16 protein-coding genes and 2 pseudogenes are annotated in these 23,023 nt (G+C 67.9%); 10 read left to right on the top strand and 8 right to left on the bottom strand.

The window, feature by feature from the left end; all coding sequences use genetic code 11:
* Positions 1-32 precede the first annotated feature (32 nt).
* The 5 genes from EPO51_RS25710 to EPO51_RS25690 all read left to right on the top strand — a co-directional run bounded on the left by EPO51_RS25710 (position 33) and on the right by EPO51_RS25690 (position 4,333).
* Positions 33-467 (top strand): iron-sulfur cluster assembly scaffold protein, encoded by a 435-nt coding sequence (locus EPO51_RS25710; RefSeq protein WP_293356699.1) that lies wholly within the window; start codon positions 33-35, stop codon positions 465-467.
* Positions 467-760 carry a YciI family protein gene (locus EPO51_RS25705; RefSeq protein ID WP_293356697.1) on the top strand — a complete coding sequence of 98 codons (294 nt, stop codon included), beginning with the start codon at positions 467-469 and terminating at the stop codon, positions 758-760. Before EPO51_RS25710 ends, EPO51_RS25705 begins: the two co-directional genes overlap by 1 nt.
* Before the next feature lie 383 nt (positions 761-1,143).
* Positions 1,144-1,428: a membrane protein insertion efficiency factor YidD gene (gene yidD, locus EPO51_RS25700; RefSeq protein ID WP_293356695.1), complete on the top strand. Its 285-nt coding sequence runs from the start codon at positions 1,144-1,146 to the stop codon at positions 1,426-1,428.
* Positions 1,425-3,398: a threonine--tRNA ligase gene (thrS, locus tag EPO51_RS25695; RefSeq protein ID WP_293356693.1), complete on the top strand. Its 1,974-nt coding sequence runs from the start codon at positions 1,425-1,427 to the stop codon at positions 3,396-3,398. Before yidD ends, thrS begins: the two co-directional genes overlap by 4 nt.
* Positions 3,395-4,333 carry a glycosyltransferase family 2 protein gene (locus EPO51_RS25690; RefSeq protein ID WP_293356691.1) on the top strand — a complete coding sequence of 313 codons (939 nt, stop codon included), beginning with the start codon at positions 3,395-3,397 and terminating at the stop codon, positions 4,331-4,333. Before thrS ends, EPO51_RS25690 begins: the two co-directional genes overlap by 4 nt.
* Before the next feature lie 557 nt (positions 4,334-4,890).
* Here EPO51_RS25690 and EPO51_RS25685 read toward each other — a convergent pair.
* Positions 4,891-6,060 (bottom strand): helix-turn-helix transcriptional regulator, encoded by a 1,170-nt coding sequence (locus tag EPO51_RS25685; protein WP_293356689.1) that lies wholly within the window; start codon positions 6,058-6,060, stop codon positions 4,891-4,893.
* Between the two features lie 305 nt (positions 6,061-6,365).
* Entirely contained in the window at positions 6,366-7,547 is a 1,182-nt protein-coding gene (locus tag EPO51_RS25680; protein WP_293356687.1) for a TetR/AcrR family transcriptional regulator, read from the bottom strand.
* 322 nt (positions 7,548-7,869) lie between these two features.
* Here EPO51_RS25680 and EPO51_RS25675 point away from each other — a divergent pair, with 322 nt between their 5' ends.
* The 3 genes and pseudogenes from EPO51_RS25675 to EPO51_RS25665 form a co-directional block, all read left to right on the top strand.
* A complete protein-coding gene (locus tag EPO51_RS25675) occupies positions 7,870-10,122 on the top strand; it encodes a TonB-dependent receptor (RefSeq protein WP_293356685.1) in 2,253 nt (750 codons plus the stop codon).
* Between the two features lie 51 nt (positions 10,123-10,173).
* Positions 10,174-11,208, top strand: a complete 1,035-nt coding sequence (locus tag EPO51_RS25670) for an alpha/beta hydrolase fold domain-containing protein (RefSeq protein WP_293356683.1) — start codon at positions 10,174-10,176, stop codon at positions 11,206-11,208.
* 307 nt (positions 11,209-11,515) lie between these two features.
* Positions 11,516-11,842: pseudogene (locus EPO51_RS25665) on the top strand (site-specific integrase); the annotation flags it as partial.
* A gap of 15 nt (positions 11,843-11,857) precedes the next feature.
* Here the strand turns inward: EPO51_RS25665 and EPO51_RS28195 are convergent.
* The 5 genes and pseudogenes from EPO51_RS28195 to EPO51_RS25640 form a co-directional block, all read right to left on the bottom strand.
* Positions 11,858-12,325, bottom strand: a pseudogene (locus EPO51_RS28195) (IS110 family transposase); the annotation flags it as partial.
* 183 nt (positions 12,326-12,508) lie between these two features.
* Complete coding sequence (locus tag EPO51_RS25655; RefSeq protein ID WP_293356681.1) at positions 12,509-13,516, bottom strand: HupE/UreJ family protein; 1,008 nt, start codon at positions 13,514-13,516, stop codon at positions 12,509-12,511.
* Positions 13,513-14,352, bottom strand: a complete 840-nt coding sequence (locus EPO51_RS25650; protein ID WP_293356679.1) for a peptidylprolyl isomerase — start codon at positions 14,350-14,352, stop codon at positions 13,513-13,515. The genes EPO51_RS25655 and EPO51_RS25650 overlap by 4 nt, the downstream gene beginning before the upstream one ends.
* The gene (locus EPO51_RS25645) at positions 14,349-16,295 is read right to left on the bottom strand and encodes a DUF3604 domain-containing protein (protein WP_293356677.1); all 1,947 of its coding nucleotides are present in this window, start codon (positions 16,293-16,295) and stop codon (positions 14,349-14,351) included. Before EPO51_RS25645 ends, EPO51_RS25650 begins: the two co-directional genes overlap by 4 nt.
* A 295-nt stretch (positions 16,296-16,590) precedes the next feature.
* Entirely contained in the window at positions 16,591-18,087 is a 1,497-nt protein-coding gene (locus tag EPO51_RS25640) for an alpha/beta fold hydrolase (protein WP_293356675.1), read from the bottom strand.
* Positions 18,088-18,244: 157 nt separating this feature from the next.
* Here EPO51_RS25640 and EPO51_RS25635 point away from each other — a divergent pair, with 157 nt between their 5' ends.
* Positions 18,245-18,979, top strand: coding sequence for a TetR/AcrR family transcriptional regulator (locus EPO51_RS25635; RefSeq protein ID WP_293356673.1), 735 nt, complete (start codon positions 18,245-18,247; stop codon positions 18,977-18,979).
* Positions 18,980-19,124: 145 nt separating this feature from the next.
* A complete protein-coding gene (locus EPO51_RS25630) occupies positions 19,125-20,558 on the top strand; it encodes an amidase (RefSeq protein WP_293356671.1) in 1,434 nt (477 codons plus the stop codon).
* A gap of 82 nt (positions 20,559-20,640) precedes the next feature.
* On the opposite strand, the gene EPO51_RS25625 is transcribed toward EPO51_RS25630, so the two are convergent.
* A complete protein-coding gene (locus EPO51_RS25625; RefSeq protein WP_293356669.1) occupies positions 20,641-22,833 on the bottom strand; it encodes a TonB-dependent receptor in 2,193 nt (730 codons plus the stop codon).
* Between the last annotated feature and the right edge of the window lie 190 nt (positions 22,834-23,023).

Below are 23,023 nucleotides of genomic sequence, written 5' to 3'. Positions count from 1 at the left end.
ACAAGACCCCCCGCCATGACGACCTAGGGGGCATGATCGACGACCTCTATTCGGCCAGGCTCCTGCGGCTGGCGGCGGAGATGCCGCGGGCCGGGAGGCTGGCCCAGCCCGACGCCACCTCGGAGAAGGTCTCCAAGCTGTGCGGCAGCCGCGTCGTGGTGGACGTGAAGGTCGAGGATGGCCACGTGGCCGACTTCGCCCAGGACGTGAAGGCCTGCGCGCTCGGCCAGGCGGCGGCCTCGGTGCTGGGCGCGCACGTGATCGGCGCGAGCCTGCAGGAACTCGAATCCACCCGCGATGCTTTCCGCTCCATGCTGAAGGCGGGCGGACCTGCGCCGGAGGGCCGCTTCGGCGACCTGGCCCTGCTGGCCCCGGTGAAGGATTATCCCGCCCGCCACACCTCGACCCTGCTCGCCTTCGAGGCGGTGGCCGAGGCGGTGCGCCATGCGGTCGAGCGGAGAGCCTGATGCCGGACTTCATCTTCCTCCATCACGACGACGCCTCGGGCGACGGCGGCCTGGACTGGGACCCCTACCTGACGCGGCTGCGCGAGGCCGGGGTGTTCCAGGGCGGCAGCGCCATCGGCGAGGGCTCCTGCGTGAAGAAGTCGGGCGCCGCCCCGGAGCCCACCGCCCACATCTCCGGCTATGTGTGCGTGGTCGCCCGCGACTTCGAGCACGCCCGCAGCCTGCTGCCCGGCAACCCGGTCTTCGAAGCCGGCGGCACCGTCGAGATCCGCGAACTGCCGCGCGGAAGTTGATCGGGTCGTCACCGGCGCGTCAGCGCCGGAAGGATTTCGACCACGGACCCACACGGAAGAACACGGACAAGTCTGTGTGGGTCCGTGTGCGTCCGTGGTTCCAGGATGACAGCGCCTGCGGCGCGCACTGAGCCGGCAGCGGAGCGCGGCCCCCCATCCGACCGCCTCTCCGAGGTTCCGTTTTCCGCCGCCCTGTGATACTGGGCGCGCCTCGTTTTCACTTCGGTTCGCCATGCTTCGCCCGACGGACATTCCCGCCCGTTTCGCCCGGACCCCTCGGTCCGCGACGGCGGCGGCTGCGCGAACTACTCCCGCCGGCGCGGCTTGAACCTCTCGGGGCCTCGGCTTAAGCCACGGGGCCTGAACCACAAATCGCAGCCGGCATGAGCTTCTACGAGAGATGCGTCCGTGGGCTCCTACGCGCCTACAAGCTGACGCTTTCGCCGCTGATCGGGCGGCAGTGCCGGTTTGCCCCGACCTGTTCGGAGTACGCCGCTGAAGCCCTGATCGGCCACGGCCCCTGGCGGGGGAGCGTGCTCACCGTCAAGCGGCTGTGTCGATGTCATCCCTGGGGTGGCGCCGGATACGATCCGCCGCCGCCTCCGCGTTCCGGGGCCGAACCCTCGAAAGGGTCGCCCGGGGCGCACCGCTGGAAGTGTGAAACATGATCCACCTGATTTTCCCCGACGGCTCGAAACGTGAGTTCAAGGCCGGCGTGACGGGCCGCGAGGTCGCCGCCTCGATCGCCATGTCGCTGGCCAAGAAGGCCGTCCTGATCAAGCTGGACGGCGAGCTTCTCGACGTCGACCGGCCGCTGGAGCACAGCGGCAAGTTCGAGATCCTCACGCGCGAGAGCCCCGAGGCCCTGGAGACGATCCGCCACGACGTCAGCCACATCATGGCCGAGGCGGTCCAGGAGCTGTTCCCCGGCACGCAGGTCACGATCGGCCCGGCGATCGAGGACGGCTTCTACTACGACTTCGCCCGCGACGAGCCGTTCAGCCTGGACGACCTGGCCAAGATCGAAGAGCGCATGAAGCAGATCGTCGATCGCGACGAGCCGATCACGCGCGAGGTCTGGGACCGCGACGAGGCCATCTCGCACTTCCGCGAGATCGGCGAGGACTACAAGGCGCAGATCATCGAGGGCATCCCGGCCGGCGAGCAGGTCAGCGTCTATCGCCAGGGGAACTGGAAGGACCTGTGCCGCGGGCCGCACCTGCCGTCCACGAAGGCTGCGGGCAAGGCCTTCAAGCTGACGAAGCTGGCCGGCGCCTACTGGCGCGGCGACCACCGCAACCCGATGCTGCAGCGGATCTACGGCACGGCCTGGGCCAGCGAGGCCGACCTGGAGGCCTACATCCAGCGCCTCGAGGAGGCCGAGAAGCGCGACCATCGCAAGCTCGGCCGGGCCATGGACCTCTTCCACATGCAGGAAGAGGGCAAGGGCATGGTGTTCTGGCACGAGAAGGGCCTGATGCTATGGCGCACGATCGAGGCCTACGTTCGCCGCCGCATGGATGCGGCAGGCTACCAGGAGGTCCGTACGCCCCAGGTCCTGGACCGCGTCTTCTGGGAGAAGTCGGGCCACTGGGAAAAGTACCGGCCCAACATGTTCGTCTGCGAGACGGAGGAGGGCGAGGAGCTTTCCCTGAAGCCGATGAACTGCCCGGGCCACGTGCAGATCTTCAAGTTCGGCCAGAAGTCCTATCGCGACCTGCCGCTGCGCATGGCCGAGTTCGGGGCCTGTCACCGCTATGAGCCGTCGGGCGCCCTGCACGGGCTGATGCGGGTCCGCGCCTTCACGCAGGACGACGGGCACATCTTCTGCCGCGAGGACCAGATCGAGGAGGAGACGGCCCGGTTCATCGAGCTAGCCAACTCGATCCACGCCGACTTCGGCCTGGAACGCGACCATATCGCCCTGGCCACGCGTCCCGAGATCCGCGCCGGCTCGGACGAGTTCTGGGACAAGGCCGAGGCGCAGATGCTGTCGGCGGCGCGCAAGGCCGGCGTCGAGCCGGTGATCGCCGAGGGCGACGGCGCCTTCTACGCGCCCAAGCTGGACTGGGTGCTGAAGGACTCGATCGGCCGTCTGTGGACGTGCGGCACGATCCAGCTCGACTATGTGCTGCCCGAGCGGCTGGACGCGGAATACGTCGGCGAGGACGGCCAGAAGCACCGGCCGGTGATGCTGCACCGGGCGATCTGCGGCTCGCTGGAGCGTTTCATCGGCGTGCTGATCGAGAACTACGCCGGCGCGTTCCCGCTCTGGCTGTCGCCGGTGCAGGTGGTGGTGGCCACGATCACGTCCGACGCCGACGAGTTCGCGCTGAAGGCCGCCGCCGCGCTCCGGGCCCAGGGGCTGCGCGTGGAGACGGACCTGCGCAACGAGAAGATCAACTACAAGATCCGCGAGCACAGCCTGGCCAAGACGCCGGTCATCGCCGTCGTCGGGCGGCGTGAGGCCGAGGAAGGCAAGGTGGCCCTGCGACGCCTGGGTTCCGACGGCCAGCAGATCCTGACGCTGGCCGAGGCTGCGAACGTCCTTGCCACGGAAGCGACTCCGCCCGATCTTGCCCGGGCGGGGGACGACGGGAAGGCTGGCCGGGGGGCCGGCGGGTTGGAGGCTGGATGAACAGCATCGCCGCGCAGATCGTCGCCGACGCGCCTGCCTCGTCGCGGGAGTTCCTCCAGTCCCGCCGCAGCGTTTCGGTGGTGATGGTGGTCTATATGACCGGCGAGGCGCTGGAGCGGAGCCTCGCCTGCGTCCTGGCCGACCCGCTGGTCGATGAGCTGATCGTCGTCGACAACGGGTCCACCCCCGGTGAGGCCGAGCGCCTGCGCGCGCTGCGCGAGCGCGACGGCCGGGTGCGGCTGCTGACGGGCCACGGCAACGTCGGTTTCGCCCGCGGCGCCAACCTGGGCGCGGCCAAGGCCAAGGGCGACCTGCTGGTGTTCCTCAACCCCGACGCCTTCCTGCAGTCCGGCTGCGTCGCGGCCCTGGCGCGGGAGGTCGAGGATCGGCCGGGCCTGTGCATCGTGGGCGGCCGGGTGCTGAATTCCGACGGCACCGAGCAGCGCGGCGCGCGGCGCGGCGACATCACCCCGATGAGCGCGCTGATGTCCATGAGTGGCCTGGCCCGGCTGATCCCGGCGTGGGGCCGTTATGAAGTCCACTGGGAAGGCGACGCCCTGCCGGAGCAGGCGGTGACGGCGCCGACGATCTCCGGGGCCTGCTTCTGCATGCGCCGCGAGGACTTCGACCGGGTCGGCGGCTTCGACGAGGGCTATTTCCTGCACGTCGAGGATGTCGACCTGTGCTGGCGCGTGCGCCAGGCGGGCGGCGAGGTGCTGTTCCATCCCCGGGCCGAGGTGATCCACATCGGCGGCACCAGCCGGACCAGCCCGCTGAAGGTCGAGTTCCACAAGGGGGTCGGCCTAGCCCGCTACTTCCGCAAGCGGGCCGGGGGCGTGGGCCAGCAGGCGCTGGCCTGGGCGTTGTCGCCGCTGGTGATCGCCGCCGCCCTGGTGCGCCCGCTGGTGTGGCGCCTGACGGGCCGGACGGGCTAGCCCGACGCTCAGGCCGCCGCCCTTAGCACGGCCTCACGGGGCGACAGGCGGCCCTCCCACCCAGGCTTCGGGTCGGATGAATACGCCTGAAGAAGGGTGAATCGACTCGGGAAGCGGCCGAATCTCGTGACCCCAACGAGCCAAACCAACAGATTGCACGCAAGGCAGCGTAAACTTCGCCCTCAGAAGCGAAAGGGTGCGATATCCAGCAGAACCCTTCGCCCGAGCTCGGCTTGCAGGGTCGCCCGCCGTTGGGAATTGCGGCGCCGCGCGAGAGCCGGGACCGGTCCAGACGCCGGCTCGAGGAATTCCATTCAGCGAGCAAGTTGCTGTGGCCGCCCGCGGATGGCGCAGTTCCGGTTTCGGCGCCGTTTCACGTGCAGGGTCCCGAGCCTTCGAGGAGCCTGGGTTCTCCCGCGCCCTGGGCACGCCAGCCACCTCCAAGCCCGACCCTCGTGGGTGAAATCACCCGCCTCATCGATGGCGCAGCCCTTGCGGGCGCGGCTGTCGGGAAGGATCGGTCCCGACCCGGCCGGGTGGAACGCGCGCTCGCAGCGTTACGCCGGAGCAAGATCGGATCGCAGCTCCCGCCGATGCGTCCGGCGATACTCACTGGGCGAGACGCCCAACCAATCCTGGCAAACACGCCAGAGGCTGCGTCGCTCAGAGAGGCCGAGTTCCTCCGCCACATCGTCGAAGTCGATATCCGTGGCGAGCAGGGCGATCAACCGCTCGCGGCGCAGATCGCGCATGATCTCGCGAAAGCTCGTGCCCGCCTCGCGAAGACGCCTCTGCAGCGTCGCACTGCTCATGCCCATCGAAGGGGCGACCTCCTGGAGGCTCAGACCCTTGCTCGCCACGAGGCGTCGGACGCGCTCCACGACCGGCGCGTCGGCGACCTCCGCGTCATTCGCGGACGCAACGCAGAGCTCTTCGAAGGCATTGGTTTCGTGGCTCCAGTGCTGATACTTCCGCACGCCCAGGGGGAGGGCCATGTCCTCTCGGTCATAGACCATGGTGAAGCCTTGACCCTGCCGCATAGGGGACGCCACGCACAGGCCGGACAGAAGGCTTCCGTCCTGGTCTTCCAGCAATGACGACAAGCGCACCTGAACGGGCCGAAACTGCCGGCCCGTGAGCCAGATCAATACGCAATGAAACACGAGGGCGATGAGCTCGAGGTATCGCTCGAAGCGAGGCCCGATGTGGGCTTCGGGAGACGCCATATAGTTCAGATGCACGCCGTTGCGCCCGTACCCCACAGTGACCGCCACACCTGTTCGGGCAGCTTGAGCCAAGTCGCAGAAATGACGCAGGCCATCCCCGACCGTGTCCATCTGATTGACCCCGGAAAAGATCATCTGCCACGTCGATTTGGGCAGGATGCGCGGCGTGCAACCGTGCCCCTCGTCATCGGCAAGGTTGATGTTCTTCAGACAGAGCTGCCAGAAATCGCGTCGAGTGATGAATGCCGGCGGCCCAGCGGCGGGCGCGTCCAAAAGGCCCATCTCGACCAGCAGGCGGCGGGCGATCGCCGCGCCGAAGAAGTCCTCGACGCAGGCCATCGATATCGCCCCCGGCGGCCAGTCGTGCGGCCGGGGGGGCGGCGATGTCGCCGCCGTGGCGAGGCCCACGAGGCGCGCCCCTCCGTATTCGTGGGAAGGGTCGCCATCGAACATCGTCGCCACGAGGCTAGAAACGTCCGGTCGACCGGTGTCGCAGCCCATTGACGCGCCTCCCTGACGGTCTTCGCCGCCGTCCGATCAAACCATGCAACCCGTGCTGTACACTAATAGAACACAGCGGTCCGTAAAGCCGCAGCGGAGATGCTGAAAGGTCGCTTGGCGTACCGGCTTGTGTTCCGGTCGCCAAGGGCCCCGCGCGCACATCTCCACGCCCCTGGGCGCCTGGGCCGAGCAGGAAGTTGTACGCGGCCATAAAACGAGTTGCGCGGCCAAGGGTTGATTGCGCGGCGGCCTTGCAGCCAGCCGCCCAACTTGGACCGAAGGCCAGCTGAGCGGGGCGTGCTCGCCTACGCGTCCAGGACCGGATGGGTCCCGGCGCGGATCGAGGCGATCACGCCTTCGAAGTCGCGACGAGCGCCTGCCAGGTCCACCGTGCGCGCGCCCGTCGCCAGCATGCGTACGGACCGGCCGAAGAACTGCGCCATGAGCAGCAGGGCGTGGCGGCCGGACGCCCCGTCGCTCAGGATAGACAGGTATTCGGCGAAAGCCGCCTCAAATTGAAGGAAGGCGCTCGACACCCCTGCGCGATGCGCCGGCTTCCGCGCCGCGTTCAGCCACGCCGAGTAGCCTGCAAGGTCCGCGGCGCCGCATTCAAGGACACCGCGGATGTGGATGGCGGCCAGCAGGTCAGCCGCGAACGCAAGGCCGACCTTCTCCGCCGGGGGCGGCTCCATCATCGCGATGCTCCGGCCGACCATCCGGCGCGTGACCTCTTCGTTGGCGAGATCGAGGAGCGCTTCGAGGGTGGGGAAGTGATAGGCCGGCGCCGCATTGGTCAGCCTGGCGCGCTGGGCGATGGTGGTAAAGGACAGGCCCGCCGGGTCCCGCGTCTCGAGCGCCGTCACGGCGGCGTCGATGATCCGTCCGCGCGTCGCCCGCGATCTGCCGGCCGGACGATCGCTGTCGAACGAGCTCGGGGCGCGAGCGGGCAAAAGGCGCGCGGAAATGGCGGCGAGTGGGCGCCGCCCGTCCAGGAGGTCGTCCACCTCTTCGGCGGTGAGCTGCAACGAAACGGCGACGAACAGGAGGCCGACCACGGTGTCGATGGCTGGATTGACCAGCGCGTTGGGCTGCTCCGCGCCGAATTCGACCAACAACTCGCGCCAGACGGCCTGCAGGCGATCATACCAGGCCTGAGCCAGGGCCTGGCCGCGTGGATCGCGTGCGCAGTTCAGCATGATTTCCGACCAGGCGAGCGTATCGCGACCGTGGCGGCCTGTGGCGTTCTTCACGAGCTTCGCCACGAGTTCGGGCAGGTCGCGCACGACGGGCTCGCCCGCGCGATGGCGCCGCTTCGCCCGCTCGAAGGCCTCAACATAATCATCGAGCAGCCGCTTCTGCGCGTCTGCGATCATCTCGAACTTGCTGGCATAATAGTAGGTCGTCGACGCGAGCGAGACCCCGGCAGCGTCGGCGACCCGGCGATGCGTCACAGCGCCGGGTCCCTCGCTCGCCAGCAGGGACACCACGGCCTTTGCGATCCTGGCGACGGCGTCCCCCGGCTGGCCACGTGAGGGCAGGCGCCTCGCCCGGGCGCGCTCGACCTTGGTCGGCTTAGTTGCCGCCATCTTGTACCGATCCTCAAAAGCGCCAGGACGCCGCAATGGATCGTCAGATGAAACAGGTCAAGCAGGCAAGGCGTCAACGGCGCGTAGCCGGTCGCATCGCCCTGCCCACTCTCGAAGGGCGTGACGCAATCTGTGACCTTGAGATTGCGGCGCGGCGCCATGGCTGCGCCCGATAGGCAGGCGTACGCAGTGACAAAATAACGACATACATAGGGAGGGTGTCATGCCGCGCTCGGCTTGGCTCTTAGGTGCGTCGCTGGCCACGTTGTTGGCCGCCGGCGACGTTGCGGCTCAGGTCGCGGATGCGACGCCGCACGGCGGGGACCTCGAAGAGGTGGTGGTCACGGCCTCCCGCCGCTCGGAAGCGCTCCGAGACGTGCCCACCGCCGTTTCGGCTTACGGCGGGGATCGGCTGCGGGAGCAGCAGGTCAACTCCCTGACGGATGTCTCGACCATCAGTCCCAATATCCAGATTTCGAGCTTCGCGACGAACGCGAACATCGCCATCCGCGGGATCGGAAACTCGCAGGTCGGGGCGGGGGCCGACGCCGGCGTGGCGGTGCATGTCGATGGGGTCTACCTCGGCCAAGCCGGTCTCGCCGTCGCAACCTTCCTGGATATCGAGCGGGTGGAGGTGCTCCGTGGCCCGCAGGGCACCCTGTTCGGACGCAACGCCACGGGGGGCGCCGTCAACCTGATCCCGAAGACGCCGACCGCCGATTTCGAAGCCGGCCTCGACGCGTCGTTCGGGGTCGATCCCGCCATGATCCGTTCGTCCGGGTTCCTGAGCGGCCCCCTTACGAAGGATGGGGCGCTGCTCGGCCGTGTGGCGGTCATGCAGGATTGGAACAAGGGCTTCACGCGCAACCGGCATCCGGCGTTGCGACGCCCGAACGGGCCCAGCGCGGCGCTTCCTCGGCGTCTGGACAATCTGGACGCCAGCGCGATCCGCGCTCAACTCGAATGGCGGCCGACGGACACGTTCCGGGCGCGCCTCTCCGGGGAATATCAGCGAGAGAACGACAACGGCCCGGCGGCCTTCATCCTGGGCACGCCTGACCCCAACCAGCCGCTGCCCATCTTCATCCAGGGGCTGCCCACGGGCGACCCCGGCAAGCGGGTCGCCTACGCGGACGTCGGAAGCAAGGACCTCGACGCCGCGATGGTGAACCTGGTCACGGAGACGGACGTCGCGGGCGGATCGCTCAAGACCACGCTGTCCTACGCACACAGCTCGAACGAGACGCTCCAGGATGGCGATGGCGCGCCCTTCGACTTCACCCACACCGGGTACCGCGACGTCGCGACCCAGTATTTCGGGGAAGCGCTCTACGCCTCGGACCCTACCCGCCGCTTCACCTATGTGGTCGGGGCCAACTTCTTCGACGCACGGCAGACGCAGAACGTGTCGGTGCCGATCGCCGGGCTCGCCACAGGCCAGGATCTCAATGGCGATGGCGTGATCGAGACCCTGTTCAACGGCCGAGTGGTTCCGGTGGGCGATCTTCTACCGGTCGCCGTGAACCTCGGCGGTACGGTCAAGACCCGTTCCTACGCCGGGTTCGCCCATGCGCAGTATCAGATCGTCGCGCGGGCCAAGCTCTTTGCCGGCGGCCGCTACTCCCACGACGAAAAGAAGGTGGACGAGTACAACAACTTCGTCGGCGCCGACCTGCAGCAAAAGTCCTGGGGCAAGTTCACCTATGAGGTGGGTCTTTCCTACGAGTTCAGCGACCGTGTGACCGGCTACGTCAAATACGCCACGGGTTTCAAGAGTGGCGGCTACGGCGTGGGATCGCTGGGCGCTGCAGTCGATCCCGAGACCAACGCCAACTACGAGGCCGGGCTGAAGGGCTCCTATTTCGACGGACGCCTGCAGGCGAACCTTGCGGCCTTCCACATGAAGTATGACGACCTGCAGGTGAGCCAAGTCATCGGCGCGGCCTCGACGCTGTCGAACGCGGCCAAGGCGACCATCGATGGGGCGGAGGCCGAGTTTTCGATCCGGCCCGTCGAGAATCTCCGCATTGACCTCGCGGGCGCCTACACCGACGCGCGGTTCGACGAATTCATCACCCAGGACTCCGCACGACCTGCGCTCGGCGTGATGAATCTTGCCGGCAACCGCCTTCCCCAGGCCCCCAAATGGAGTGGGAGCCTCGGAGCCTACTACGACGTCGCGCTGAGCTCCGGCACGCTGACCGCAGGCGCGCGGTACGACTGGAAGTCGCGCATGTACTTCAGCGAGTTCAACACCGCGATCTCGTCTCAGAAGCCGGTCGGACGGCTCGACCTGTCGCTGGTCTACAAGTCCGAGGACGGCCGCTGGACGGGATCGGTGTTCGCCACCAACGCCACCGACGAGCAGATCAAGAACAATGTGCTGATCGTCTCCGCCGTCCTGGGCTCGCTCGCCGACGCAAATTACCGCCCGGGACGCCAGCTCGGCGTCTCGATCGGCTATCGCTTCCGGTAGGCCGCGTCGGTCACACCGATTTCACCGCAATCCAAAGAGAAGGACGAAGCCATGACCCGGCTGCTTGAGGATCCGCGCATCGACCCTCGGATCAAGAAGGTGTTTGGCCAATTCGCGCAGCCGGCGGCGACGGATCTCTCGAGCCGCGAGGAGGTGCTCGAGGTGATGGCCTCGCCGGACGCCCAGGCCGCGATGCAGGTCGAGGCGGCGCTGTTCCGCTCGACGGCGACGGAAGCAGCAGCGCCTTCGGACGGCATCGTCGTCGAGACCAAGACGTTCGCCTCGCAACCCGATGGCAACACGGTCAAGATCCAGTTCATTCGCCCGGAGGGCGATGCGATTCTTCCTTGCGTCTACTACACGCACGGCGGCGGCATGGCCTATCTTTCCGCCTTCGACGACAACTATCGCGCCTGGGGGCGCATTCTCGCTGCGCAGGGGGTCGCCGTGGCGATGGTGGACTTCCGAAACTGCATGCTGGCCTCCTCGGCCCCGGAGGTCGCGCCCTATCCCGCGGGTCTCAACGACTGCGCTTCGGGCCTGAGGTGGACGCACGCGAACGCGTCCGATCTGCGGATCGACCCGGATCGGATCGTGATCGCCGGCGATAGCGGAGGCGGCAATCTCGCGCTCGCCACCGCCATGAAACTGAATCGTGAGGGAGATGTCGGCCTTCTCAGTGGCGTTTACGCTCTATGTCCCTACATCGCCGGCCGGTGGCCGCATCCTGACCATCCCTCGTCCGTCCACAACGACGGCATCTTCATCAGTATCGCCAATAACCGGATCCCGCTCGCCTACGGCATCGACGCGCTGGAACGCGGCGACCCGCTTGCCTGGCCGTCGTTCGCCGGCGAGCCGGATCTCCGCGGGCTGCCGCAGACGGTAATCAGCGTAAACGAGTGCGACCCGTTGCTGGACGAGGGCGTGGCCTTCTATCGCAAGCTGTTGGCGGCCGGCGTTCCGGCGCGATGCCGCCAGGTGATGGGCACGATCCACGCGACGGAGATCTTCCCCGCCTGCGCGCCGGACATCAGCGCCAACACCGCCAATGACATCGCCTATCTCGCGCGAACGGGACGCTAGCTGCGTCGGCCTGGACGCTGTGCACCAGAACGCCGCGCCGGTATTGGCGCGCTTGGAGTCCTGCAACCCTGACCAACCAGTCGGGCACAACCGTACGCCGCCCACAAACTTTTCGCCCGCACAGCAACTGATGGTCGCCCGCCGAGCCCGGCTTCAGGGCGCGAGGATTCGCGATTGAAGGTGGCAAACGTACACGTGCCCGATTTCACGAACCGCGATGTGGTTGAGAAGGTGGCGCAGCCCTGACGTCCTTTGCGGGCCGGCTGGTTTGAGCTGCGGGCGATGGGCTACCTCAAGGGAGGTGGCCATGCGCCAACCAGACCTGTTCCGAGTCCCGAAGAAGTCCTGGAACGCAGGACGCATCATCGGCCCGAAGGCGCCGTTGAAGCCGAAGTACATCTGGGCAATCCGGCAGCAGCTAACGACCAGCGGCCGTCGCCGCGACCTGGCGATGTTCAACTGCGCGATCGACGCCAAGCTCCGAGCCTGCGATCTTGTGCGGCTGACCGTCAGCGACGTGGCGCCAGGCGGTGTCCACCGAGCGCGCTCGACGGTGATCCAGCAGAAGACGGGCCGGCCGGTCCCGTTCGAGATCACCGAACCGACGCGCGACGCGTTGGCCGCGTGGCTACGGGCGATTGACGCGGTCAGGGGTGGTCATCAGGCGCTTGACGACCGGATTGGCTTTGGCCCTGGCGGCGATCTCGCGATCGAGCACCAAGATCCTCGCCTGGATCGCCTGCAAGCTGTCGGCGATCATCGCCAGCACCGTCCGCGCCTCGCCCGGCAGCTCGGAGGCCGGGTCGGCGACCAGGTCGACCAGCTTGCTCACGTGCCCAGGACCCCGCCGCACGATGAAGCCAAATTCCGCCGGGTGGCCGCGCAGGGTGTTGATCAGCTGAGTGCGCTGGCGGACCAGTAGGTCGCGAGTGCGGAAGACCACGGCCGCGCCCTGCGCCTCGGCGCTCTTCGGCGTGACGAAGCGCATGGTCGGTCGTTGCGCCGCCTCGCAGATCGCCTCCGCATCGGCCATGTCGTTCTTCTGGCGCTTCACGAACGGCTTGACGTAGGCTGGTGGGATCAGCCGGGCCTCATGGCCCAGCGCGGCTGGTTCGCGAAAAGCGCCAGCAGCCGATCCCGTCTCATCGCCATGGCCTCCAAAGCCAACAACGACAACGGAATCACGCCACCAGGCGCCGATCAACAGCCGACTAAATCAACAGTATCGGCGCAAAGCCGTCCATCGAGCCTAGATGCGGACGGACTTGGAAAGCTCTCGTAGTAGACCGGGTAGCGACGACTAGATCGCCGCGAGGGTGCGTTCGATAAGCCAGTATGCCGAAAGCCCGCCGATCGCGTAGGCCGGGGCCAGGGCCGTCCAGCGGGGCAAAGTGCGGTGGCCGGCGGCGAGCAGGCGGCGGCCGGCGGCCATAACGAGGAACACGCCCGCGATGAAGGTCAGCTGGCCGATCTCGACGCCGAGGTTGAAGAGGAACAGCGCTTCGGGCGCGGCTCCCGCAGGCAGGCCGATATCGGCAAGGACACCCGCGAACGCCATGCCGTGCAGCAGGCCGAACGCGAAGGCGATAAGCCACGGCCGACGCTGCGCCAGGTCGCCGGCCGCCCGTCGCGACGGCGTCAGCTCGATGGCGACGAAGAGGATGCTGAGCGCCACCAGCGCCTCGATGGCCGCAGACGGGAAGCGGATGATCCCGAACGCCGCCAGCGCCAGGGTCAGGCTGTGTGCCACCGTGAAGCCGGTGACCGCCTTCACCAGCTTCCAGTTGGGGCCGATCAGCAGCAAGAGGCCGAGCACGAAGAGCAGATGGTCGACGCCGATGAGGATGTGCTCGACACCCAGGAGCAGGTAGGCGGGTACGGCGTGGCCGGTCGCCTTCGCCGAGCCGAGGGTCATGCGCGGCTCAGCCGGCTTCAGGACGTGGTCCGACGCCTCGCCATCGCGGTTCGTCACCCGCACGATGACGTCGGTGACGCTCTGCGAAAGTCCCTCGACCTCCAGCAGTTGGCCTTGGAGCGGCGGGCCGTCGAGGACGCGCCAGACGCGGGTGACGTAGCCTGGGGCGGCCTGCTCGACAGTGGCCGGCGTCTCCAGCGACCCACCTGAGAGGTGCGGCACAAGCCTGAGCGCCATGTCGCCGACCACAGGCCGTTTCCAGACCACCTCGTAGGCGCGGGGGCCGGTCTCGCGGATCTGCACGAGCGCCGGGCGCACCTCATGCGCCTGGGCAGGCGCGATCGCCGCGAACATTGCGACCAGCGCGAGCCAGAGCCTCAGGGCAAGCCTCATTTCGGCAGGCCGGCGATCTCGACCTTGTAGCGCTTGCGCAGGCTCGCCCGGAACGCACGGTTCTCGTCCTGGCGGCGTTCGGCGAGCCAAGCGCTGCGGACCTCGTCGCGAACCTCGGCCAGGGGCGGGATTACCGAGGGCAGCCGTCGCTCGACGCGGATCACGTGCAGACCGTAGGCGGACGGGACCGGCCCAATCCAGGCGCCCTCGGCGGCGCCGTGCACGGCGGCGGCGAACTGCGGGCCGTAGTCGCGATCGAGGTCGGCCTCTGCCACGTCGGCGTAGGTCAGCGGCAGAAGCGAGGGATCGCTGGCGGCGGTCTCGCCCGCCTTCAAGCGCGCCAGCGCGTTGGTCGCGGCGGCCTGCGGCGTCTCGCCGGTGCGGTCGCGGCTGAAGTAGACGTGGCGCAGGGCCACACGCCCGGGCGTCGCGTAGCGGCCGCGATGGGCGTCGTAGTAGGCCTGGAGGGCCTTCGCGTCCGGCTCCGGGATCGCCGCGATGTCCTCGCTGGCGAAGGCCATCTTCTGGGCCAACCGGCGGCGGACGATCATATCGTCCTTGTCGAGGCCCAGCCGGATCGCCTCGCGCGACAGCAGCTCCTCGTCTATCCGCTCCTGGATCAGGGCCGACAGCTCGGCGCGGGTCGGCGGCCGCTGGCTCTGCATCTCCCAGTAGGTGGCGAGTTGCTCGATGTCCTGCGCGTCGACGCGCACGACCGGGCGCTTGAGGTGGTTGGCGAAGACGATGCCGGCGAACAGCACCGCGCCCAGCGTCAGAAAGTGTACGAGCGGCTCCCGCGAGACGCGCGAGAGCCAGGACCAACCGCCTTCGCTCACGCCGTCGGCTCGAACCAGATGGGCGAGGACCAGGCGCGCTCCATGATCGTCGGCTGGAGCTTCGGATTGGGCGGCGTGCCGTTGCGCAGCGCGTCCCACGTCGACCAGCGGCACGACGGGTTCTCCAGCACGCGGACATAATAGAAGGCCCGCTGCCTCGGGTTGAACTCGGGGTCGCGCCAGACCGTGCGCAACTCCACGTCGCCCTTGAAGCGATCGGCCTCGCAGGTCTTAAGGTCCACCGTGGCGCCGTTGTCGCCGCAGCGGCCGTTCGCAGCGACCTTCAGGCCGTCGGAGCAGGCGACGTCGAAGACCTTCTCCTTGGCCTGGCCGTTCTCGATCCAGCCCTTCACGATCTGGGCGCGCTGGAGATAGCCGCCGCGCGGATCGCGCACCGCCCAGACGAGGAAGCGGGGCGTACGGCCCTTGGCGGACAGCAGGTCGCTGCCCATCGGCACGCCGTGGGCGTAGGCCTGCCGGACCGTGTCGGTACGTGTGAGCAGGTCCGCGGGGAAATCGTAGCCGGCGAAGAAGCGCACCTTGATGCGGGGACCCGACGTCGCGAAGGTCTCCTTGCGCCGCATGGCCGCGTAGATGGCGTCGCGGCTGTTCTCCTCGGCCCAGACGCCGGCCAGGCCCGAGGCGCCCCAGGCCTGGTAGCGCCCACCCGCGGCGGCGGCGTCCACGCCGTCCCAGCTCTTCTTGCCTTCCGGCGGCGTTGAGCCGCGCAACTCGGGCCGCGAGTCCGGGCGGCCGGTCTTGGAGAAGTAGTTGGGCTCCTCGACGCTGCCGGGCGCGGCGTTGTGGGTGTCGGACGAGCCGATGAAGCCCATCTTGAACGGGTTCGCGCCGACCTGCTCGCGATAGATGATCCCGTCCTCCAGGGCGCGGCGCACATAGCCGCCGGCGAACTTCGTGATCTTCGTCGGCGAGCCGATGTAGCTCTCCATGATCTCGAAGTTGGCCCATTCGTCGTTGGGCGACAGCGAAGGGTGGGTCTCGGACGTGCCCTTGATCTGGCTGATCTCGACGAGGGGCTCGTTACGGGCCCGAAGCTCGGCGTAGGTCTTGTCGATCGGCTTGCCGTTCATCCGCTGGGTGTCGAACATGATGCCGTCCGACCCGTTCGAATTGTGCGGGATCGCCAGCGCCTCGATCCCCTTGCCGCGCCAGCCGTCCATCGTGCGCCACAGGGTTTCCGGATCGCGGGACGCGTTGGCGGTGTAAGGCAGGTGCGCGACCTTCGCGCCCTTGAAGATCACGTTGCGGTGCAGGTTGCGGCCGTCGGGCGCGGAAGTGAACTCGTAGCCGACGAAGGTCGTGAAGCGCCCCGGCGCATTGTTGTGGTCGGCGGCCTCCTGAACCTCCCGCCAGGCGCGCGAGGCGACTTCCGGCGCGCTGAACTCGGCCGGCAGGCTGTTGTTGCGGAAGCCGGTCACCACCCGCGTGAAGGCGGCGTTGATCTCCTTGGGGTCGGTCGAGAACAGGCCCTGGGTGACCGGAAGCTTGGAGAGCGGGCTATGCGGGTCGTTGGCCTCGCGGATCGCGCCCATGAACTCGGAGTGGTCGGTGACGGCCGCGAAATCCAGCGGCCCGCCCTGCAGCCGGATGTCGAAACCCGCAGCATGGCCGATCGCCTCGCCCTTGGCGAACCGATAGGCGTCGTCCGGCGTCTTGCGGACGTTGAAGATGTAGGCGTCGAACGAGAGGTAGGTGTGGACGTGTAGGTCGCCGAAATAGGCGTTGCGGTCCGCGTTGTAGCCCGGCAGGCGCGTGGCGGACGCGGCCGCCGCAGCCTTTGGCGCGGGCCGGGCCGGCGCAGCGGCGGCCGATGCAGCGGTCTTCTGCTGTGCGACCTGCGCCCCGATGGCCGTGCCGCCAACCAGCACGCCCACGACGGCGGCCGGGATCACATAGCGGACGAGGTCCCTGCGCATCTTCATCGGCGTTCCCCCTTGGTCTCTTATAGCTCACCGATAGCCGGTTTGCGGTCCGCCAAGCCAGAAGCCTGAAGGCATGACAATATCGAACTCGGGCATGGGGCCGAACGGCCGCGCTCAATACTTCCATGGAGCGCCAGAATGGCGCCTGACGCGTACGTGCGCTTCGCCGCGGGCTGGTGACGCCGCCGACACGCGAAACCTTCGTGGAGAGCCTCGGCGAAGCGAACTGGGATGGCGTCGTCGACCGCGCGGAGCGCCGGGGATCCGGGCAATTTCGCGCGGATCGATCCCATACTCATGGCGACGTCTGGAAGTGAAAGTCACGGCCCACCTGGGCCACGCAATGGTCGTCCAACGGCTTGGCGGGGTCGGTCATGAACTGGCTGGCCAGGGCCTGACCGCAAGGCACGCCTGTGACGACGTGGCCGGCGCCGGGCATCACCACCAGGCGGGCGTTCTTCAGGTCGGGCAGCAGGCCTCGCGCCACCACCGGAGGTGTGACGGGGTCGTACTCGCCCACAAGGACCAGGACCGGCAGGTCGCTGACCACCGGCGCGTGCAGAGCCGGGGCGGCGGCGTCGACCCGCCAGGTCTGGCAGTCCTCGCGGCCATAGGAATATTTGAACGCGCCCAGGACATCGCGCGGCCAGTCGCTGACCGTGGCCTGTGGCGTGCCGCCCCAGCCCTGCTCGTCGTTGCACTGTACGGAGAGCTGCATGCCATGGGCGAAGCCGCCGGGCGGCGGCGGGCGGGACGAGGGGTCGCGGGGGCCGTCCAGCAGGGTGAAGTAGCCGGCGTAGTCGTCCTTGCTCAGGCTATCCAGGGCGGCGGGAATCCGGCGCAGCGCCTGATGGTCGTACATGGCGCTCTGCAGATGGCCCAGCACGAGACGGGCGCTGACCGTGGCGGTCTGGGGCGGCCCAGGCGTGCGGCGGCTGGTGAGCTGCGCCTGCACCGTATGGGCCGCCAGCCGGCTCAACGCGGCCACGACCCGCTGCTTGAGATCCGGATAGGCGCGGGCGCACTCGGCGTCGGCCGCGCAGCCAGCGATCAACCGGTCCAGCTGGTCGAAGAACAGGGTCGGCTTGGCGTCGAAGCCGTTGACGGTGGGCGGGTAGGGCGAGTCGAGGATCACCGCGCGCAGGCCCTCGGGCTTTAGCCGCATGATGTTCAGGCCCAGGCGGGTGCCGTAGGAGACGCCGAGCACGTTCCATTGCTTGTAGCCGAGCGCGCGGACCACCTCGATGACGTCGGCCGCGTTCTCGGCCGTGGAATAGGCGGAGAGGTCCGTCTCGCGGCCGTAGCGGTCCGCGCAGGCGGCGAGCACACGCTTGCGCTCGTCCGGCGACATGAAGCCATGGATGCGCTCGTCCACCTCCATGCCGTCACATACCAGGGCTGGACGCGACAGGCCGACGCCGCGCTGGTCCAGGAGGATGATGTCGCGATCCCGCAGGCCGCTGGAGCGGGAAAGCCCCTGGGCCTTGTCGGTGAGGATCTGGCCAGGGCCGCCGCCCAACAGCATCACCGGGTCGGCGTGCGCGGGCTGGCGGCTGGCCAGCAGCACTTGCACCGCGAGGGAGATCATACGGTCCGATCGGCCGTCCCGCCGTTCCGGGACGAGCACGACGCCGCACCGCATCGCCACGTCTTGCGCCGGCAGCAGGCAGGGGCCTTCGAGGAATCGGGCGGCGGGAGCGGGCCGGACCGTCGCCGGTCTAGCCGCTGCGGTCTGAACGTGCGCCGCCAAGATCGCGCCGAGCACGGCGCTCCACACAACACCGGATTTCATGGCCAATCCCCTCCGCAGCGCGGTCGGCAAGGCGCCGCGCCTTCACGGACTCTATGGCGCAGGGTCATCCATAAGTCGATCTATACTCGACTATCTCGCGCCATTTTTTAGCGCCTGGGATGGACAGTCCGGTCGCGGATATGGTCTGAGGCTCGCCATGATAGAGGATGAAGGCCACCCGCGGCTCGTGGCCGAGCGTGGCCTGTTGAGAGTCAAATCCCCCCGATACGCCCAGGCGCGCGGCGAGGCGCGGCGGCTCCTGCTTTACCGGACGGCGCTCAGGCTCCTCCGTGAGAAGCACGTGGAGGACATCACCTATCAGGAGATCGCGCGCGAAGCCGGCGTGCCGCTGGCCTCCTGCTATCACTTCTTCCCCGGCAAGATGGAGCTGATGGCGGCGTTGATCGACCACGTCGGGCCCTGGTTTCGGACCGTCACCGTCGCAGCCGTACTTAAGCCCGTGAAGTCCTGGATCGGGGTCGTCGACAACCTCATCATGGACATCACGACCAGCGGAAATTCAGATCTCGCCTTCGCGCAGTTGTTCACCTCGTGGAAGATCCCCAGGACTTCCTATCGGTTCCACGACTACGCGGCCCGCGAAATCGCAGGCCGGATTCTGGCCGGGATCGACCGTCAGTTTGTTCGGCCGAGGTTTGCGGACGAGTTGGAGGTGTTCACCTTCGCCATGCGGATCGTCAGCGCCGGCGTGGCGCCCTCCATGGAGATCCACGGCTCGGTCACCGACTTCGCGCGGGCCGAAGCGCAGCGCGCCACGACCAGCTACCTGCTCAACTTCTGCCCCCTCCTGCTCGATCGCCGTGAAGCTCCGATCGAGACCCCGGAACTGGCCTTGCCGGACCCCGGGCTCGAGGCGCTCTGGGCCCGCTGACGCGCCAGACTCTCGGCGCGCCGAGCCCAAGTGATAATATCGATATTGTATCGACTATTGTTCTTGCCTGTATCTGCCGATGAGGGAAAGCTCGCCTGCGGCGCGATCGCTGAATTTCAGGCGGCCGGCCACCGGAGGGACCACCATGGCGCAAGTGACGGACGACGAACTCTACCTGCCGGCCCACGAGCAGCTGGCCAGGATGCGCGCGGGCGCCTTCGGCCCGCGAGCGCTGACCGAGGCCTATCTCGCCCGCATCGAGGCGATCAACCCGACGGTCCGCGGCGTCGTCGCCACGATCGCGGACCGCACGCTCGCCGAGGCAGACCTGGCCGAGGCGGCCCTGAGGGACGGCGACCCCGCCCTGCTGCTCGGCCTGCCCGTCGGGCTGAAGGACATCATCGACACTGCAGCCATGCCCACCACCTACGGCTCGGTGGCCTTCCAGGATCACCGGCCCGACCGGGATGCGCCGGTGGTGCGGCGGTTGAAGGAGGCGGGCGCCCTGGTGTTCGCCAAGACCAACACCTTCGAGTTCGCGCTGAGCATGCCGAGCCCGCTGCACCGCGATGCGAAGAACCCCTGGAACCGCGGCCGCGTGGCCGGCGGCTCGAGCAACGGCTCAGCCACCGCGGTCGGCGCCGCGCTCTGCTCGCTCACCCTGGGCACCGACACCTCCGGTTCGATCCGCAACCCGTCGGCCTATTGCGGGATCGTTGGCCTGAAGACCACGCACGGGCGGGTGAGCACCGAGGGCGTCGGGGTGCTGGCCTCGTCGATGGACACCGTCGGCCCGATGACCCGCAGCGTCGTCGACGCGGCGCTCGCGCTGCAGGCGATCGCCGGCTTTGAGCCTTCGGACATGCAGTCGGCGGACGTCGCGGTCGGCGACTATCTGGGACAGCTGCACGCGGGCGTCGCCGGCCTTCGCATCGGCGTGCCGATAAACTTCTTTCCCGACCGTACCGCCCCCTACGCGAAGGCGGCATGGGAGTATGCGCGGGATCTGCTGCGGGCTTCGGGCGCCGAACTGGTGAGCGTCGAACTGCCATCCCTCGAAGACACCCGGACCGTCTGGAGCGGCCTGACCGCGCCCGAGTCCAGCGCCTGGCACGAAGCGTCGCTGACGGCGCGGCCCGACGACTACGGCCCGGTTCCGCGGGCCTTCTTCAGTTCGATGCGTGGAAGCTCCGGCGTGGACTACGTCCGCGCGCGTCAGCGCCGGCACAGCTACCGCCGCGCACTGCTGGACGCCATGGCCGGCCTCGACGCCATGATCACGCCGACCATGCCGACGACGGCCTTCAGCTTCGACGAGGCGAAGGCGCAGAGTGTCGACGCCAGCGTGGCGGCGCTGGACGTGGCCTTCGCGACGGTCGGGTTCACCCAGCCGTTCAACGTCTCCGGCCAGCCTGCGCTGACCGTCCCGGTGGCGGTCCATTCCGATGGCCTGCCGCTGTCGGTGCAGGTGGTCGGCCAACCGTTCGGCGAGGCGGCGATCCTGCGGATCGGCCGGGCCATCGAGACGCTGGTCGGCTTCGACTACCGCCCGCCGTCGTTCCGCGCGGGCGCCGCGTAGGCCCGCGCCGCGGGTTCGGCGGGCGAAAAAAAAGGGCGCATCCGATGGACGCGCCCTTCTTCGTGTCAGCCGGCCGTCCCGCTCAGAAGTGGAAGCCGACCTCTCCCCAGACGAACGCTGGCTCGGCGACCGCCACGAAGAACTGACCGGCGATGCTGGGGCTGCCGCTCTGGTTCAGCACGTAGCGCTGGTTGAGGACGTTGCGCCCGCGCACCGCTACATAGGCCCCGTTGTTGAAGGTGAACTGGGCCGACAGGTTCAGGTTGGTCTGCGGCTTGATGTCGTAGAGTTCGAAGGGCGAGTCCGAATTGACGTAGGGGCTGCGGTGCTGGATCTCGGCGCGAAGCAGGTAGGTCCCCAGTTCCGTCGTGCCCGTGTAGTTGCCGGCCACGCTGCCGGTCCTCTTGGGCGCGAAGGGCAGCGAGCGCCCGCTGAGATCCATGATCGCCGACTGCGTCGTGGAGATGCGGATCGAGGCGTTGGGGAACTTCTTGTAGTGGGCGTCTTCGTAGCCCGCGGACCCGTCGATCCAGAACGACCGGTTCACCTGCAGCTTGAAATCGGCCTCGACGCCACGCGAGACGGCGCTGGAGGCGTTGTTGATCACGTAGCCGAAGGTCGTGCCGGTGATGTTGACGTACTGCTGCCGCTGCAGGTCCTTGTACTCCTGGTCGAAGATCGCGACGTTGAGCATCAGGCGGCGGTCGAACATGAAGCTCTTCAGGCCCGCCTCATAGCTCGTGAGCTTCTCCGGCCGGTACTGGCAGAGGCTTGCGTTGACCGAGGTCGAGGCGCAGTAGGCCCCATTGTAGCCACCCGTCTGGAAGCCGGTCCCCACCGTCCCGTAGACCATGATCGACGGCGCGATGTCGTAGCTCAGGCTGACCGCCGGGGTGAACCGGGAGTCCTTGATGCTCGGAAGGGTGGTGAGCGGGCCCACCGGCGCGGCCGGCGAGGTGTAGTTCCTGGCCACGAAATTGTGGTCGTTGGCGGTGGTGTCGGAGTAGCGCCCGCCGAGCGTGAGCTTCCAGTCCGGCGCGAAGCGCCAGTTCACCGAGCCGAACACCGCCTTGCCGCGGCTCTCGAGGCGATCGTAGCGGGTCTGGGTGATGAAGCGGGTCAGGCCGCTGGAGACGCGCAGCGGCACCCCCGGCGAGGTCTCGAAGTCCGGGCCGAGCGAATAGGACATCGCATTGATCAGGGTGGACTTGTTGTAGAAGGCGCCGATCAGCCAGCTCAGCTTGTCGTCGCCGCCCAGCAGGCGGAATTCCTGGCTGATGGCGCGGTTCTTGACTGGCCCGAGGACGTTGAAAGCCTGCGCTGGCGTGTAGTCGCCGTCGAAGTCGAACATGTCGCTGCTCCATCGCTGCGCGGTGATCGACACGAGCTTGATGTTGTTCCCGAAGTCGTAATCCGCGCGCAGCTGGCCGCCATAGACCTTGCGCAGGTCGGTGCCTGGGAAGTTCTGGGTCGAGGGGCGCGAGCCGTGGGAATTGGTGGCAGGGTTGTAGAGGTAGTAGTCGTCGATGATCGGCTTGTCGCGCTGGTAGTCGCCCGAGAGCTGGATCGAAAGCTGTTCGGTCGGGGTGAACAGCAATGCGCCCCGTACGCCGCGCGAGTTGAGGGTCGGCAGCTCCTTGCCTTCCGCGTCGGTGTCGAAGCCGTCGCGCTTCATGACGAAGGCCGACGCCTTGAACGCCAGCAGATCCTTGGCCAGCGGGCCGGAGATGTAGCCGTGCGCCTCGCGCCGGTTGTCGCTCCCATAGGAAGCCTCGGCGTCGCCGGTCCAGGTGAAGGACGGCCGCTTGGTCACCGTGTTGACCGCGCCGGCCAGCGTATTGGCGCCGAAGGTCGTGCCCTGCGGCCCGCGCAGGATCTCGATGCGCTCGGCGTCGATGATCTGGACGTTCTGGGCCTGGGTGTTCGGGATCAGCACGTCGTCGACATAGACGCCGGTGCGGTTCTGGATGCCCCGGATCACCACCCCCTGGAACGAGCCCGGGCCGACGCCATTGGCCGTCATCACGTTGGCCGACGAGAAGCCGACGTCGGTGAAGGTGTGGGCGCCGCTCTGGCGTAGCTGAGCCTCGCCGATCACGGCGACGGATTGCGGCACCTTCTGCAGGGTCTCAGGACGCCGGGTCGCCGTGACGATCACCTCTTGCAGCTGGCCGGCCGCGTCGGCGTCGTCGGCCGCGTGGGCGATGGTCGGGCTGGCCAGGGCCAGGGCGGCGATAGAGCCGCTGGCGAATAGGCCGGTAAGCAGACTTCTCATTGTTTTCCCCTCTGAAGACGCACGCATTCGTCTTCACCAAAACACGATTAGATATCGAGTTTGTCAAGCGTGCGTCACACCAAAGCCGGCGCATCAGCGTGAAGCGTGTCGTGCCGAGCCCTGCAGCAGGCGCGAACTGACCGGTTCCTGGGCAAGGGGAGAATCGCGATCTCACGCCCAAGCGGCGGCG

The organism is Phenylobacterium sp. (assembly GCF_004297125.1).
Classification (GTDB): Bacteria; Pseudomonadota; Alphaproteobacteria; order Caulobacterales; family Caulobacteraceae; genus Phenylobacterium.
The sequence above is the reverse complement of the archived record's forward strand: the minus strand, read 5'-3'. Positions and strand labels throughout refer to the sequence as shown.